Raw genomic sequence first — 14,599 nt, forward strand, 5'->3', positions numbered from 1 at the left:
GCCCCTTAATCCCCAAAGGGGATAATGTCATTACTGCTCTTGTAAATATGGTTCTAATGGTAACTGGCGAAATAAGTGTTGTTTAGCATCACATTCAATTCAGGTAAAGGTTAGGGAAGTGCTCCCCAAAACATTAAATTTGAAATGTTATTTGTTTGGTATGCTGTATGAAGAAATTAATTTTCACCCTTTTTTTATTCTTATCCCTCTATGCTTTTGGGCAACATCAAGATAAAGTAGATTTTATTAAAGCCAAGGTTTACTTAGGTTTTTTACCTAAAGAGAAAAAGATTAAAGGCGGAGTGATCTATCGTTTTCATGTGTTACAAAATGTTGATTCCGTATTTTTTGATGCAAAGAATATGGATTTTTCAAAAGTAGAACTGGATGGGGAAAATATAGACTTCACTGCCACAGAAAAGACAATTTCCATTACACAAAAATTCAAAGCGGGTGAATCACATAAACTGATGATCCAGTATATAGCCAAGCCTAAACAAACGGTTTATTTTATTGGTTGGGATGATGAATTAGAAGGTAATGAACAAATATGGACGCAAGGCCAAGGAAAGTATACCAGTTATTGGCTTCCTAGTTTTGATGACATGGAAGAAAAGGTAGAATTTGATCTTACCATTGAAGCCGATAAAAAATATCAAGTAATTGCAAATGGTAAACTACTTCTAAAAACTGATAATGATGAGGAAGATGCTATTTGGTTATTTGATATGAAAAAACCTATGAGCAGTTATTTGTTGGCATTCGCTATAGGTATATATCAAAAGCAGGTATTAACATCTGAAAGTGGGATAACTATCGAAAACTATTACTACCCAAATGATAGTCTAAAAGTGGAACCTACTTACAGGAACACTAAAGAGATATTTAATTTTTTAGAAAATGAATTAGGTGTGCCGTATCCATGGCAAGATTATAAACAGGTTCCTGTTCATGATTTTTTATATGCAGGCATGGAAAATCCGAGCGCTACTTTTTTCTCTGATGCATATGTTATTGATTCCACTTCGTTTATAGATAGAAATTATGTAAACATCAATGCGCATGAATTAGCGCACCAATGGTTTGGTAATTTGGTAACGGAAAAGAATAGTGAACACCACTGGTTACATGAAGGTTTTGCTACCTATTATGCCTATTTGGCCGAAAAGGAAATTTTTGGTGACGATTATTTCTATTGGAAGCTATTTGATACAGCTAAAACGCTAAGTGATATTTCTGAAAAAGGAGAGGGGCAGAGTTTATTGAACCCTAAGGCTAGTAGTCTTACCTTTTATGAAAAAGGGGCATGGGCTTTAGCTATTTTGAGAGAAGAAATTGGGGACTCCGCATTTAAAACAGGAATTAAAGCTTACTTAGATAAATATAAGTTTAAAAATGTGACTGTTACTGATTTTATTAATGAAATGGAGGAAGTAAGTAATCAAGATTTAGACAGTTTCCGGAGGAATTGGTTAGAAGCTGATTTATTCCTGATTGAAGAAGCAAAAGAGTACCTTATAAGAAATAGTGCTACCCATAAAAAATATTATGATTTAATTTCAGGTAATTCAAAAGAGTTTTCGCCTTCTGAAATTTTATCAAATCCTAAGTTTTCATTACAATTAAAGCTGGCCTTACTTAGCCTAAGAAATGACTTTTCTGCATTGGAATTACCTGTTTTGATTACGAGTGACAATGTAAAAGTTAGGCAATTTGCCGCTGAGAAAATGGGTAAAATACATGAGTCTCTTAAAGAGGATGCAGAAGCGCTATTATTAGATGATAGTTACGTAACCAACGAAATAATGTTATATAATTTGTGGTCTAGTTTTGAGCAGGATAGGGTTATGTATTTAGAAGAAACAAAGGATTTTGTTGGTTTGCCTAATAAAAGCTTTCGGCAACTTTGGTTGACATTGGCATTGTTTACACCCGAATATAAACCTACGGAGAAGGTATACTTTCACCGAGAACTTGTGGGATATACAAGCGCTGTATACAATCCGGAAGTAAGACAAACGGCCTTTCAATATCTGTCCGAAATTAATGCTCTAAATGATGAAGCCTTGGTCAATTTAATTAAAGCTACCAACCATCATTCTTGGCAATTTAGAAATTATGCCAGGCTATTGTTAGATAGGTTATGGGAAAACGACGAACAGAAAAAGGAAATTGAAAAGGTGGCAAATCAACTAAATTCAGCAGATTTGCGTTATCTTAAAACGAAATTAAAATAATAATGAAAGCATTGGTTATTTCTGGTGGTGGTAGTAAAGGTGCCTTTGCAGGTGGTGTTGCTCAATACCTTATTCAAGAAGAGGGTAGAAAATATGATATTTTCGTAGGTACTTCTACTGGTAGTCTTCTAATCTCTCATTTGGCATTAGGTAAGCTAGATAAGATTAAGGAAATCTATTCTAATGTGAATCAAAAGAGTATTTTTAACAACTGCCCTTTTCTAGTGAAGAACATTCGTGGTAATGAAGAAATTTCAATTAACCATTGGAATGTTTTACGAAATTTTCTAACCGGTAAAAAGACCTTTGGTGAGAGTGAAAATCTTAGAAAGCTTATTGAAAATAGTTTAACCATTGAAGAATTTGAAACTTTAAAAAATGGAGATTCTGATGTAGTTATAACAGTTTCTAACCTCTCATTAAATCAAGTGGAGTATAAGTCAATTAAAGATTGCACTTATGAAGATTATTGTGACTGGGTATGGATTTCGGCAAACTACACTCCCTTTATGAGTTTGGTGCGCAAAAACTATTGTGAATATGCAGATGGTGGTCTAGGTAGTATTGTGCCAATTGAGGAAGCAATAAAAAGAGGTGCTACTGAAGTAGATGTTGTTGTTTTACATACAGAAGTAAATTATATGAACAGGGTAGCTTCTCGAAATCCGTTTGAGTTAATTACTACGATGATGAGTTTTATTCTTGACCGTATTGAAAATCAGAATATAAGAATTGGAAAATTGGTCGCTAATCAAAAGAATGCCATTATAAACCTGTTTTATACCCCCACGATATTAACGACTAATTCTTTAATTTTTGATAAGGCAAAAATGACACTTTGGTGGAAAAGAGGATACTTGTATGCCAAAAATAAAAATGAAGAGACAAACCCCATAGAGCCAAACGAACACGAATAAAGATTGGTTATTTATCTATAGTTTTTTGGTTTTTTAATGCAAGAAATATTCCAACACAGCCATTACCCAAGCATAAAGGGGAAAAGAGCAAAGTGTCCATTTGAGCAAATTCAGTTGTGGTTACTTCTTTGAAAAAACCAACATATTTAAATTCTCCTATAGCTCTTATTAAAAATATGATAGGAATTATCCATTGCCCAAATTTAAAGAAGTACTTGAAAACTTTAAAGTTCAAATTGCTTGGGTTTTGCGTATAAACAATTGCGAATAAGAGCAAAACTACTCCCACAAGTATACAATCTACTGTAGTTGGGGCAAGTAAAATATTTCCGTTTTCATCGGCTGGTAATGAGCTGCTATAGCCAATTGACCCACCTGCACTCCAATAAAAGTGAATTATGGATAAGGCGAGAAATGTTGTTATCAAACAATATTTTAAAACATTCCTCATTTTCAAAAGATTACCATAAGTCACCAATCTCCTTTTTAACAAAGGATAGGGCAGTGGCAGATGGTGAAGTTTTATCCATGGTTTCGTTTAAGATGTCTTCTCGTAATTTATCTGCTGTCTCAGTATTGCTCATCGCAGCTTTTCTGATCATTTGAATTGTTGCGCTCTTAGCCGCTTTGATGACATTCCAACATTCATCTGTCATATATATTTGTTGGGAAAGGTTGTGGTCAAATTCGGTTTCTATGCTTTTGATCAATAAGTTTTCATAAGCATTTTTATCATCGGATTGTGGAGAAACACGAACAACCAAACTTGGTATGGCAATACGTTCTAAAAATAAGGCCATTCTTTCATAAGCCTGTAAACGTACTGGTAATGTATCTTTTTGAGAGTCTTTGTGCAATAGAAAACGTCGTCTTCCTTCTTCATTATTGGTGTGCATTCTAAAGAAATAGAAAGCAATTGCACCAGTTACTACTGATGGTATTAAATAAGCGAAAAGTTGAAAAATTTGGTCGGAGTTCATTTTTTAATCAGTTATTATTTACGAAACAAGAACGTCCAAATTTTTCAATTAGTATAGTACTTCATCGATGAAATACAAGTATTTTAATTTTTAACGTCTCCCTTGGCCATATCATAAAAAGCTTTATAATCTGGTTGAAACTTAATTTGTAACGATTCTCTTAGCCCTCCATCTTGGCCAACGGCAATAACTCGCTCTCCATTAACACCAAAATCTTTGATCAATATACTAGCGATAGCTGCGGCTTGTTGCAGCGCTATGTTCATTTCACCGGTAATATTTAAGCTTGCTACCGTTATGGTGCTTTTTGGGTTTGCATTGACAACCTTAGCTACATTTTCAAGCCAGCCTTTAGATTCGTTAGATGGATTTAAGCCTACACCATCGGCAAAGAAAAAATCTAATTTTTCTGAAATGATCACAGATCCATCTGTAACACCAACTTTAGCGTTTTCCCCTAAGACTTGCTTTGCATTCGTCAATACAACAACAGCGGTAGAGTCATTACTTGCCACAGCATCGGTAATTCCTTTTAATTGTTTTTCCTTACGTTCTAATGTTGCTAAGGTTTTGTTGATATTCTCTGAATTTTGGCTAGATAATGCAGCAAAACTATTGAGGTTCTTCATTAAGGTGGCATTGGCATCTTGCAGTTCTGTAACTTGAGACTGGTATTCGTCTGAGCGTTGATTTGCTAATTTCTCATTGCGTTGAGAGGTGCTTACCATTTTTGAAATGGAATCCAACTTAAATTTTAAATCTTGATTTTGTTCTATCAATTCACTTTTTTTCTGAGCTTGAATTGTACTTAATCCCAATAAGAATATAGCTGAACATATAAAAAATCGTTTCATAGTAATATGCATTGAATAGGTTAATCTAATTTTTGCCGCCAAGATACGAACAGTCTTTTAAATCTTGTACACAGGTAAAAGGTACTTTGGCTTTATTGTAACCATATGTAGAAGCCAAGCTCCTATTAAGGTCGTTATCATCTACATTTACCTGTACATCATCCATGGTAAATTGACTTGGGTGTTCATAGCCGGCAGCATGGGTAATTTCTAAAAATTCTTTTCTGAACGTGCTAAAATATTGTGCCAAACGATCAGATTTTAAAGGAATGTTTATTCCCTTCTGTAACCATTTACTTTGTGTTGCAATACCGGTTGGGCAAGTATTGTTATGGCAAGCTTGCGCTTGTATGCAGCCAATACTCATCATAGCCTCTCTTGCTACATTAATACAGTCTACACCCATTGCAAATGCCATTGCCGCTTTTGCCGGAAATCCTAATTTTCCTGAACCTATAAATACGATTCTATCGGTTAGGTTTCTGTTCAAGAAAACACGGTATAAACTAGAAAAGCCGTACACCCATGGTAATGAAACATGGTCTGCAAATGATGGGGGAGCGGCACCTGTACCACCTTCACCACCATCTACGGTAATAAAGTCAGGACCTTTTCCCGTCTCCAGCATTAAATCTGCCAACTCTTCCCATTGATCCAATTTTCCTATTGCTCCTTTGATACCTACAGGTAAACCAGTTTCATTTGCAATATCTTCAATTAGGGCCATAAGCTCTGTTACATTGGAAAATGCCTTGTGTGTTGCGGGTGATAAGACATCTTTGCCCACTTCCACACCTCTGATCTCTGCGAGTTCAGGAGTAATTTTTGCACCAGGTAATACTCCACCTTTTCCTGGTTTTGCGCCTTGTGACAGTTTTATCTCTATGGCTTTAATACACGGATTGTCTTCAACCAGTTTTTTCATTTTCTCCATAGAGAAATTACCATCTGGGGTTCTTACGCCAAAATATCCGGTACCAAAATGAAATACAATGTCCCCGCCATGTTTGTGGTATGGTGACAAACCACCTTCACCTGTGTTATGATATGCTCCCGCCTTTTTTACGCCTTTATTCATGGCCTCGACCGCTGCGGCAGATAAAGAGCCAAAACTCATAGCCGATACGTTTACAATACTACTGGGCCTAAAGGGTTTTCTACGATTATTATGTTGTCCCATAACTTTTGCACATGGTAAAAAGTAAGGGTCAATAGCATTTGGATGTCCTTCAGGAACCACAAAGCCCATCATTCTATTTTTCACGAAAATGTGCTGATGAGCGTAAAGGTCACGGTCAGAACCAAAGCCCTCATAATTATTCTCTTTTTTTGCCGATGCATAGATCCATCCTCTTTCAATTCTATTAAAAGGAAGTTCCTCTCTATTGTTAGCCACAAAATATTGCCTCATTTCAGGACCTATACTTTCTAACCAATAGCGTAAATGCCCTACTATAGGAAAGTTATGTTTAATAGTGTGCTTTTTTTGAATAAAAATATCATAGATAGCAACTATTAGAAGAAACAAAAAAATCCAAGTCCACCATGGTGGACTTGGAATTGAATTAAAAAAATCGTTCATCAAAATTATCCTTTTGGTTTAATATCTAAACGAGGCGTTTGATCACTATTTAGGTAATCCAAACTCATTTCGGTTAGTGTTCTAACCCCTAAAAGTAAGCCACTATCATCAATTAGAAAGTCTGGCGTATGATGTGGGTAAGATTCTGTCGTACCCGGTGTCATTCCTCCTAAGAAAAAGAAAAAGCCTGGAGCCTCACGTTGAAAATAAGAAAAATCTTCTGCTCCGGTTACCGCTTTTTGAAAAAGAACATTGTTTTCACCTGCAACCCTTTTCATGGTCGGTAGCATTTGTTCTACTAATTCTGGGTTGTTATACGTAATATCGGTAGCATCTGTAATTACACAAGTAGCTTCACCACCGTAGGCTTTGGCAATATCGCTCACCATTTCTACCATACGCTTGTTAAGCTTGTCTTTCATGTCATAGTCCAACGTTCTAATAGTACCGATCATTTCTGCAGATTCTGGTATAATATTAAAACGTACGCCACTCTTTATTTTACCTACGGTAATAACAGCGGCTTCATTGGTTAGTTCTGTCTCTCTACTGATTATTGTCTGTAGACCATCAATAATTTTTGCACTAATTAAAATAGGGTCTATTCCTGACCATGGCTGCGATCCGTGGGATTGTTTACCTTTTACATTGATCACAAATTGCTGTGCCGCGGCCATAGTACCACCAGATTTGTAGCGTATGGTACCCACAGGTGTTTGAGAATTGATGTGAAGTCCAAAAATGGCATCAACTTTAGGACTGTCCATTACGCCTTCTTTAACCATTAAAAGTGCACCACCTTCTTCACCCTGTGGCGGACCTTCTTCTGCAGGTTGAAAAATGAACTTTACGGTTCCTTTGATCTTATCTTTGTTCTTGGACATAACTTCCGCAACACCCATAAGAATTGCCGTATGTGTATCATGACCACAAGCATGCATTACGCCTACTTTTTCACCCATAAATTCTGTAGTAACGTTCGATTTGTATGGCAAATCATTTCTTTCTGTAACAGGTAAGGCATCAATGTCTGCTCTTAGTGCCACTACTTTTCCAGGTAAATCTCCTTTCAATAGACCTACAACACCGGTATGTGCCACTCCTGTTTGTACTTCTATGCCAAGTGATTTTAAATGTTTGGCTATTTTTTCGGCAGTCTTAAACTCACGGTTTCCCAATTCAGGATTTTGGTGAATTTCTCTTCTCCAATCAATTACTTTGCTTTCAATAGCTTTGTAATCCTTTTCAAGATTGGGACCTTGTGCTTGTACGGAAACCCCAAAAAGTACAATGGCCATTAACCATAATTTTCTCATAATGTATATTTAAAGTTAGTTAAAGTAGTCGTTCAACAAATATATTGATCAAACATACATAATACTAAGATTATGATAGTGATTTTGTATTTATTATCAATTTCAAAAAAATACCCGTATTTGTTTATAAAACTAGCGGACTTCACTTTTACTATCCCTCAATAATAGCTAAATTCACGGCTCTAAAAAAAAGAAAATTTGAGCTCATTTATAGATGAATTGAACGATGCCCAAAAAGCTCCTGTTTTGCATAAAGACGGACCTTTAATGGTTATTGCCGGGGCAGGGTCTGGAAAAACACGTGTATTAACGTATAGAATTGCGTATCTAATGGCGCAAGGTGTAGATTCCTTTAATATTTTGGCGTTAACCTTTACCAATAAAGCGGCACGTGAAATGAAAGAACGTATTGCGCATATTGTTGGTGCCAGTGAAGCTAAAAACTTATGGATGGGTACCTTTCACTCGGTTTTTGCAAAGTTATTGCGTATAGATGGAGACAAGTTGGGTTACCCAGCCAACTTTACAATTTATGACACACAAGATTCCCAAAGGCTAATTGCCTCTATCATCAAGGAAATGGGACTTGACAAGGATATCTACAAGTATAAGCAGATTCAAAATAGAATTTCATCATTTAAAAATAGTTTGATCACGGTTAAGGCCTACCGAAATGACCCAGATCTTGTTGAACAAGATGCTATGGCCAAAAAGCCAAGAACTGGAGATATTTATGAGAATTATGTTGACCGTTGCTTTAAGGCAGGGGCAATGGATTTTGATGATCTCTTATTACGAACCAATGAACTCTTGACACGTTACCCAGATGTGTTGATGAAATATCAGAATAGATTTAGATATATTTTGGTAGATGAGTATCAGGATACCAACCATTCACAGTACTTGATCGTAAAAGCATTGGCCGATCGTTTTCAGAATATATGTGTGGTAGGAGATGATGCTCAAAGTATATATTCTTTTAGAGGTGCGAACATCAGCAATATTCTGAACTTTCAAAAAGATTATGATAATGTAGGTATGTATCGCCTAGAGCAGAATTACCGTTCTACCAGAAATATCGTAAATGCGGCCAATTCCATCATCGGGAAAAACCAAAATCAAATTGAGAAAGTGGTTTGGACAGATAATGATGATGGGCCTTCAATTAAAATTCATAGAAGTACCACCGATGCTGAAGAAGGTAGATTTGTAGCAAATTCTATTTGGGAACATAGAATGCAGCAACAAATGACAAATGGTCAATTTTGTGTATTATATAGAACAAACTCCCAATCAAGGGCAATTGAAGATGCCTTGCGTAAAAGAGATATTCCATATCGTATTTATGGCGGACTGTCATTCTACCAACGTAAAGAGATCAAAGATGTTTTGTCATATCTACGTTTGGTCATCAACCCAAAAGATGAAGAAGCTTTAAAAAGGGTAATCAATTTTCCGGCAAGGGGTATTGGTGGTACAACATTGGATAAATTGGTGGTAGCCGCCAACCATTACAATCGTTCCATTTTTGAGGTCATGGAGAATATTGATAGAATTGATTTAAAAATTAATTCTGGTACCAAACGAAAGCTACAGGACTTTGTAACTATGATCAAAAGTTTTCAGGTAATGAACGAAACTACCGATGCTTTTGCGTTGTCTGAACATGTTGCCAAGAAAACAGGTATTCTTTTAGAGTTTAAAAAGGATGGAACTCCAGAGGGTATTGGTAAAATGGAGAACATTGAAGAACTTTTAAACGGTATTAAGGATTTTGTTGAAGGGCAACAGGAAATTGATGAAGCTACCGGTAATATTAGTGAATTTTTAGAAGATGTAGCTTTGGCTACTGATTTGGACAATGATACTGGTGATGATGATAGGGTTGCCTTAATGACTATTCACTTGGCAAAAGGATTGGAATTCCCTTACGTTTACATTGTTGGTATGGAAGAAGATCTTTTTCCTTCAGGAATGAGTATGAATACCAGAAGCGAATTAGAAGAAGAAAGAAGATTGTTCTATGTTGCTTTGACCAGGGCAGAGAAACAGGCGTATCTTACATATACACAAAATAGATATCGTTGGGGTAAGTTGATCGATGCCGAACCTAGTAGGTTTTTGGAAGAAATAGATGAAAAATATGTTGAGAACCTTACTCCTGTAGATGGTGGCTATCGTTATAAATCATTGATTAATGCAGATATTTTCGGTGAGGTAGATAAAAGTAAATTACGACAACAAAAACCGGTTAGGGGAACTCCACCATCTATAAGTCAACCAAATTCTGGTCAACTTAAAAAGCTGCGTAAAATTAAACCACAATTATCAGAACCAGTAGGTAATACCAATAAGATAGACCCTAATTTACAAGAAGGTTCTCTAATCAATCACACTCGTTTTGGGCGAGGTAAAGTGGTGAAGATTGAAGGCGCCGGAAACGATAGAAAGGCAGAGATAATGTTTGATAAAGGTGATATTAAGAAACTACTGCTTCGTTTCGCAAAGTTAGAAGTGATCGGATAGTTTTGGTATATTTAATATCAATATGGTTTAAAACCTAAAGCTATGGCAGAGTTCATCAGAATATACGAAGAGAATCCTAACCCCAAGGAAATAAAAAAGGTGGTGGATGTATTACGTAAAGGTGGTTTGGTCATTTACCCCACAGATACCGTATACGGTTTAGGTTGTGATATTACCAATACCAAAGCTTTGGAGAAAATAGCACGTATAAAAGGTATTAAACTGGCAAAAGCAAATTGGTCATTTATTTGTACAGATTTGAGTAACCTGTCAGATTACGTTAGACAAATAGATACCGCAACATTTAAAATTTTGAAAAGGGCATTGCCGGGTCCTTATACCTTTATTCTTCCTGGTAATAACAATCTACCTAAAGAATTTAAAAAAAAGAAAACCGTTGGTATTCGTGTTCCTGATAATAGTATTGTCAAAGCTTTGGTAGAAGAACTGGGCAATCCTATTGTCTCTACATCTATAAGAGATGATGATGATGTTTTGGAGTATACGACCGATCCTGAATTAATCTATGAAAAATGGGATAATCTTGTTGATGTCGTAATTGATGGTGGTTATGGGGGTAATGTAGGTTCTACTATAATAGATGTGTCTACCGGTTATCCAGAGGTAATAAGAGAAGGTAAGGGGAGTTTAGATATTATTTAAGTTAGATCCTTATTCCACAATTTCAATCATAAAAAAAGCGGCTCAATTGAGCCGCTTTAATTTTATATGTAACAATCAATTATTATTTGTTGATTGCAGGATCTTTCATTCCTTCTTCGATCATGCTGTAGAACTGATCAATTTTTGGAAGAACTACGATACGGGTTCTTCTGTTTTTAGATTTTTCAGTTGTAGATACCGGTACATATTCTGATCTACCAGCGGCAGTCATACGCTTAGGGTCTACATTGAAATCGTTCTGTAAAATACGAACAACAGCTGTAGCACGTTTAACACTTAAATCCCAGTTATCCAATAGAGAACCGTTACCTCTGTAAGGAACGTTGTCTGTATGACCTTCTACCATAAATTCAAAATCAGGCTTGTTATTTACAACTTTAGCTACTTTTCCTAAAACTTCTTTAGCTCTACTTGTAACATTATAGCTACCGCTGCTAAATAAAAGCTTGTCTGATATAGATACGAAAACAACACCTTTTTCTACGCTGATTTCAATATCCTCGTCATCCATGTTTCCTAACACACCTTTTAAGCTCTGTACCAATGAAAGGTTTACAGAATCTCTACGGGTAATAGCGTCATTTAACTTACGAATAGTTAAATCTTTTTCTTGTAAGCTTTCTAAAGACTTCTCTAAGTTCTCAGCACCTTTGGTAGTCAAAGTTGTTAGGTTGCCCATATTGTTGATCAACTCTTGGTTGTTTGCCTTTAAAAACGCATTTTGATCTTCTAAAGTTTGAAGTCTAGATGAAGCTGTTGCTTTCTCTTCTAAACAGTCATTTAACTTTACAGTTGCAGAGTTTAATAAATCTTGGGCATTTTTGTGTTTTGCTTCAAGATCGGCATACTTCTTTGATGATACACAAGAAGAAAGTAAAAGCGTTACTCCAAGACATCCTAATAATACTTTTTTCATAATTTGATTCTATTATAATAATTTAGTTATTTACTCAATTTCGCATCTAAGCGACTCCAAAATTATATAATTACAAAGTCACTTATATGTGTTGTTAGTTAATCTTTTACTAAAATGTTAAAATTACTTATTCTATGTACGAAGTAAGACCATACAATGGACTTCGTAACATAGTATTTTCTCAGGAATTGAGTTTTTTCCCGTTTTTTATACATTTTTCTAAATTGTCTGTAAAAGCTTAAATGTGCCCTAAAAATAGCGAAAAAGTGTTTGAATCTTAACTGAAAAAGAAATCGTATTGCTGCAATACCATCTAACAGTAATCTTAAGAAGATAATTATAAAGGCTTTTCGTCTGGGCAGGTTCTTTGTAATGGAGAATAGTGTATTTCTGAAATTTAAATACGTCTTTTTAGGATTCATGTTACTTAAGGTAGAACCTCCTAAATGAAATATATGCGATGTACCCACATATAATATTTTATACCCATGGTTTTTTGCTCTCCAACAGAGATCTACTTCTTCCTGGTGGGCAAAGTAATCTTCATCAAAACCATTGAGTTCATGAAAAACAGATTTCTTAATGAACATGCAGGCTCCGGTTGCCCAAAAAATTTCTCTAACATCATTATACTGCCCGTTGTCTTTTTCTAAAGTTTGAAAAAGCCTACCCCTACAAAAAGGATATCCTAATTGGTCTATAAAACCACCGGCTGCACCTGCATATTCAAAGTGGTCTTTTTTAAGAAGGTCCAGTATTTTTGGTTGTATAATGGCAGCGTCTGGCACATTATTGAAAGTTTCCTTAATAGGTATTAACCAGTTGGGCGATACTTCTACATCTGAGTTTAACAAGCAGAAAATATCGGCATCTACATGAACAAGTGCATCATTATACCCTTTTGTAAACCCTCCGTTAACGGCATTTTGAATGATTTTTACCGTAGGGTAATTTTCAGTGATAAATGCTACCGAACCATCTGTAGAAGCATTATCGGCAACATATATATCCGCTCCTTGAGAATATGAGATAACAGAAGGTAGGTACCTCTCTAAAAGCACTTCACCATTCCAGTTTAATATGACTACGGCTATCTTCAAAACGATCGCAAATTAACGGCTAAAATCAGGAATTTCCTGCATGAATTGATATTTTTCCGCAACAAAGTCCATTTGACAGTAATAATGTGCGAGTCCGTTAGTGACCATTAGGTAGTTGGCGTTAAGTTTAAAATTGTATTGTGCAATCTGATCAAATGTATTTTGGGAAATGGTAATTTCCGGTGCTTTACACTCTACAAGTATATCTAATTTTCCATCTGGCTTAAATACTACTATATCATATCTTTTTTTTAACCCGTTCAAGGTAATCTGCTTTTCAACGTTGATATGACTGATCGGATAATTTTTTTCTTGTATCAAGAATTTTACCACATGCTGCCTTACCCATTCTTCTGGAGTAAGTACTATAAATTTTTTACGTATTTCGTCAAATATTAAGGGTCTATTTTCGCTATTTTTGACCCTGAAAGTGTAGCTGGGAAAATTTAGTGGCTGCATTATACAAAGTTGATGAATTTTTCTGAATGGATGAAGCTGTACAAATAGTCAATGCGATCAAGAAAGGACAAATAAGTCCTATTTACTTCTTATATGGCGAAGAGGCGTATTTTATTGATAAAATATCAGATTTTATTGGTGCTAAAGTGTTGACGGAAGAAGAGAAAGGCTTTAACCAAATGGTACTTTATGGAAAAGATGTTTCTATAGACGATATTGTTGGTAACGCCAAGCGCTATCCAATGATGGCAGAAAGACAAGTGGTAATAGTAAAAGAAGCCCAACACCTTTCTAGAACTATAGAGGATCTATGTGCCTATGCAGAAAATCCGCAGCGAACAACCGTCCTTGTTATGTGCTATAAATATAAAAAGCTTGATAAGCGTAAAAAGTTACACAAGATCATTAAAAAGAACGGTGTAATCTTTGAGAGTAAAAAGTTATACGAAAATCAAGTGAGTGACTGGCTTAGAAAGCATCTTTTAGGGCATGGCTATACCATTTCCCATAAAGCTTCATTGTTATTGATAGAATATCTGGGTACGGATTTAGGGAAAATCAGTAAAGAATTAGAAAAACTAAAACTGGTTCTTCCTAAGGAGACAGAAATTAATCCTCAGCATATTGAAGAACATATAGGCATAAGTAAGGATTATAATAATTTTGAATTAAAACGGGCCATTGGTGATAGGGATATAGTAAAAGCTACTAAAATCATTAATTACTTTGCTCAAAATCCTAAGGATAACCCGTTTATATTGACAATAACCTTATTACATTCATTTTTTACCCAACTGTTACAATATCATGCGCTAAGTGATCATTCTCCTAAGAATGTAGCCAGTACATTGCGTATTAATCCATATTTTGTAAAGGAAATACAGACGGCAGCTAGAAATTACCCTATGAAAAAAGTAAGTGCTATTATTTCCAGTCTACGGGAAATGGATCTTAAGGGTAAAGGTGTAGGGGCAAGCCCAATGAAAGAGGCTGATCTGCTAAAAGAACTTCTTTATAAAATAGTTTAG

General features: G+C 35.5%; 13 protein-coding genes. 5 read left to right on the forward strand and 8 right to left on the reverse strand.

All coding sequences use genetic code 11. The annotated features are described in order from the left end of the window. Positions 1-167: 167 nt before the first annotated feature. Together I600_RS17510 and I600_RS17515 are read left to right on the forward strand one after the other, a co-directional pair. Positions 168-2,237: a M1 family metallopeptidase gene (locus tag I600_RS17510; protein ID WP_058105869.1), complete on the forward strand. Its 2,070-nt coding sequence runs from the start codon at positions 168-170 to the stop codon at positions 2,235-2,237. A 2-nt stretch (positions 2,238-2,239) separates the two neighbouring features. Beyond that, entirely contained in the window at positions 2,240-3,154 is a 915-nt protein-coding gene (locus I600_RS17515; RefSeq protein ID WP_058105870.1) for a patatin-like phospholipase family protein, read from the forward strand. 7 nt (positions 3,155-3,161) lie between these two features. Here I600_RS17515 and I600_RS17520 read toward each other — a convergent pair whose 3' ends face one another. The 5 genes from I600_RS17520 to I600_RS17540 form a co-directional block, all read right to left on the reverse strand. After that, positions 3,162-3,581, reverse strand: coding sequence for a DUF3995 domain-containing protein (locus I600_RS17520; protein WP_245188916.1), 420 nt, complete (start codon positions 3,579-3,581; stop codon positions 3,162-3,164). Positions 3,582-3,615: 34 nt separating this feature from the next. Continuing rightward, positions 3,616-4,134 (reverse strand): DUF7935 family protein, encoded by a 519-nt coding sequence (locus tag I600_RS17525; protein ID WP_058105872.1) that lies wholly within the window; start codon positions 4,132-4,134, stop codon positions 3,616-3,618. An 83-nt stretch (positions 4,135-4,217) separates the two neighbouring features. After that, positions 4,218-4,988 (reverse strand): hypothetical protein, encoded by a 771-nt coding sequence (locus I600_RS17530; RefSeq protein WP_157490930.1) that lies wholly within the window; start codon positions 4,986-4,988, stop codon positions 4,218-4,220. 25 nt (positions 4,989-5,013) lie between these two features. After that, positions 5,014-6,570, reverse strand: a complete 1,557-nt coding sequence (locus tag I600_RS17535; RefSeq protein WP_058105874.1) for an FMN-binding glutamate synthase family protein — start codon at positions 6,568-6,570, stop codon at positions 5,014-5,016. A gap of 5 nt (positions 6,571-6,575) precedes the next feature. Continuing rightward, complete coding sequence (locus I600_RS17540; RefSeq protein WP_058105875.1) at positions 6,576-7,886, reverse strand: amidohydrolase; 1,311 nt, start codon at positions 7,884-7,886, stop codon at positions 6,576-6,578. A gap of 198 nt (positions 7,887-8,084) precedes the next feature. Here I600_RS17540 and I600_RS17545 point away from each other — a divergent pair, with 198 nt between their 5' ends. Then, a complete protein-coding gene (locus I600_RS17545; RefSeq protein WP_058105876.1) occupies positions 8,085-10,412 on the forward strand; it encodes an ATP-dependent helicase in 2,328 nt (775 codons plus the stop codon). 42 nt (positions 10,413-10,454) lie between these two features. Continuing rightward, on the forward strand, positions 10,455-11,075 hold the full coding sequence (locus I600_RS17550) for an L-threonylcarbamoyladenylate synthase (protein ID WP_058105877.1): 621 nt from the start codon (positions 10,455-10,457) through the stop codon (positions 11,073-11,075). 82 nt (positions 11,076-11,157) lie between these two features. Here I600_RS17550 and I600_RS17555 read toward each other — a convergent pair whose 3' ends face one another. The 3 genes from I600_RS17555 to I600_RS17565 all read right to left on the reverse strand — a co-directional run bounded on the left by I600_RS17555 (position 11,158) and on the right by I600_RS17565 (position 13,571). Further along, positions 11,158-12,012 carry an OmpA family protein gene (locus I600_RS17555; protein ID WP_058105878.1) on the reverse strand — a complete coding sequence of 285 codons (855 nt, stop codon included), beginning with the start codon at positions 12,010-12,012 and terminating at the stop codon, positions 11,158-11,160. Positions 12,013-12,110: 98 nt separating this feature from the next. Beyond that, a complete protein-coding gene (locus I600_RS17560) occupies positions 12,111-13,112 on the reverse strand; it encodes a glycosyltransferase family 2 protein (RefSeq protein WP_058105879.1) in 1,002 nt (333 codons plus the stop codon). 12 nt (positions 13,113-13,124) lie between these two features. Continuing rightward, entirely contained in the window at positions 13,125-13,571 is a 447-nt protein-coding gene (locus I600_RS17565; protein WP_058105880.1) for a type I restriction enzyme HsdR N-terminal domain-containing protein, read from the reverse strand. A 26-nt stretch (positions 13,572-13,597) separates the two neighbouring features. Here I600_RS17565 and holA point away from each other — a divergent pair, with 26 nt between their 5' ends. After that, a complete protein-coding gene (holA, locus tag I600_RS17570; RefSeq protein ID WP_058105881.1) occupies positions 13,598-14,599 on the forward strand; it encodes a DNA polymerase III subunit delta in 1,002 nt (333 codons plus the stop codon).

Origin of the sequence: Maribacter dokdonensis DSW-8, assembly GCF_001447995.1 — a bacterium.
Classification (GTDB): Bacteria; Bacteroidota; Bacteroidia; order Flavobacteriales; family Flavobacteriaceae; genus Maribacter; species Maribacter dokdonensis.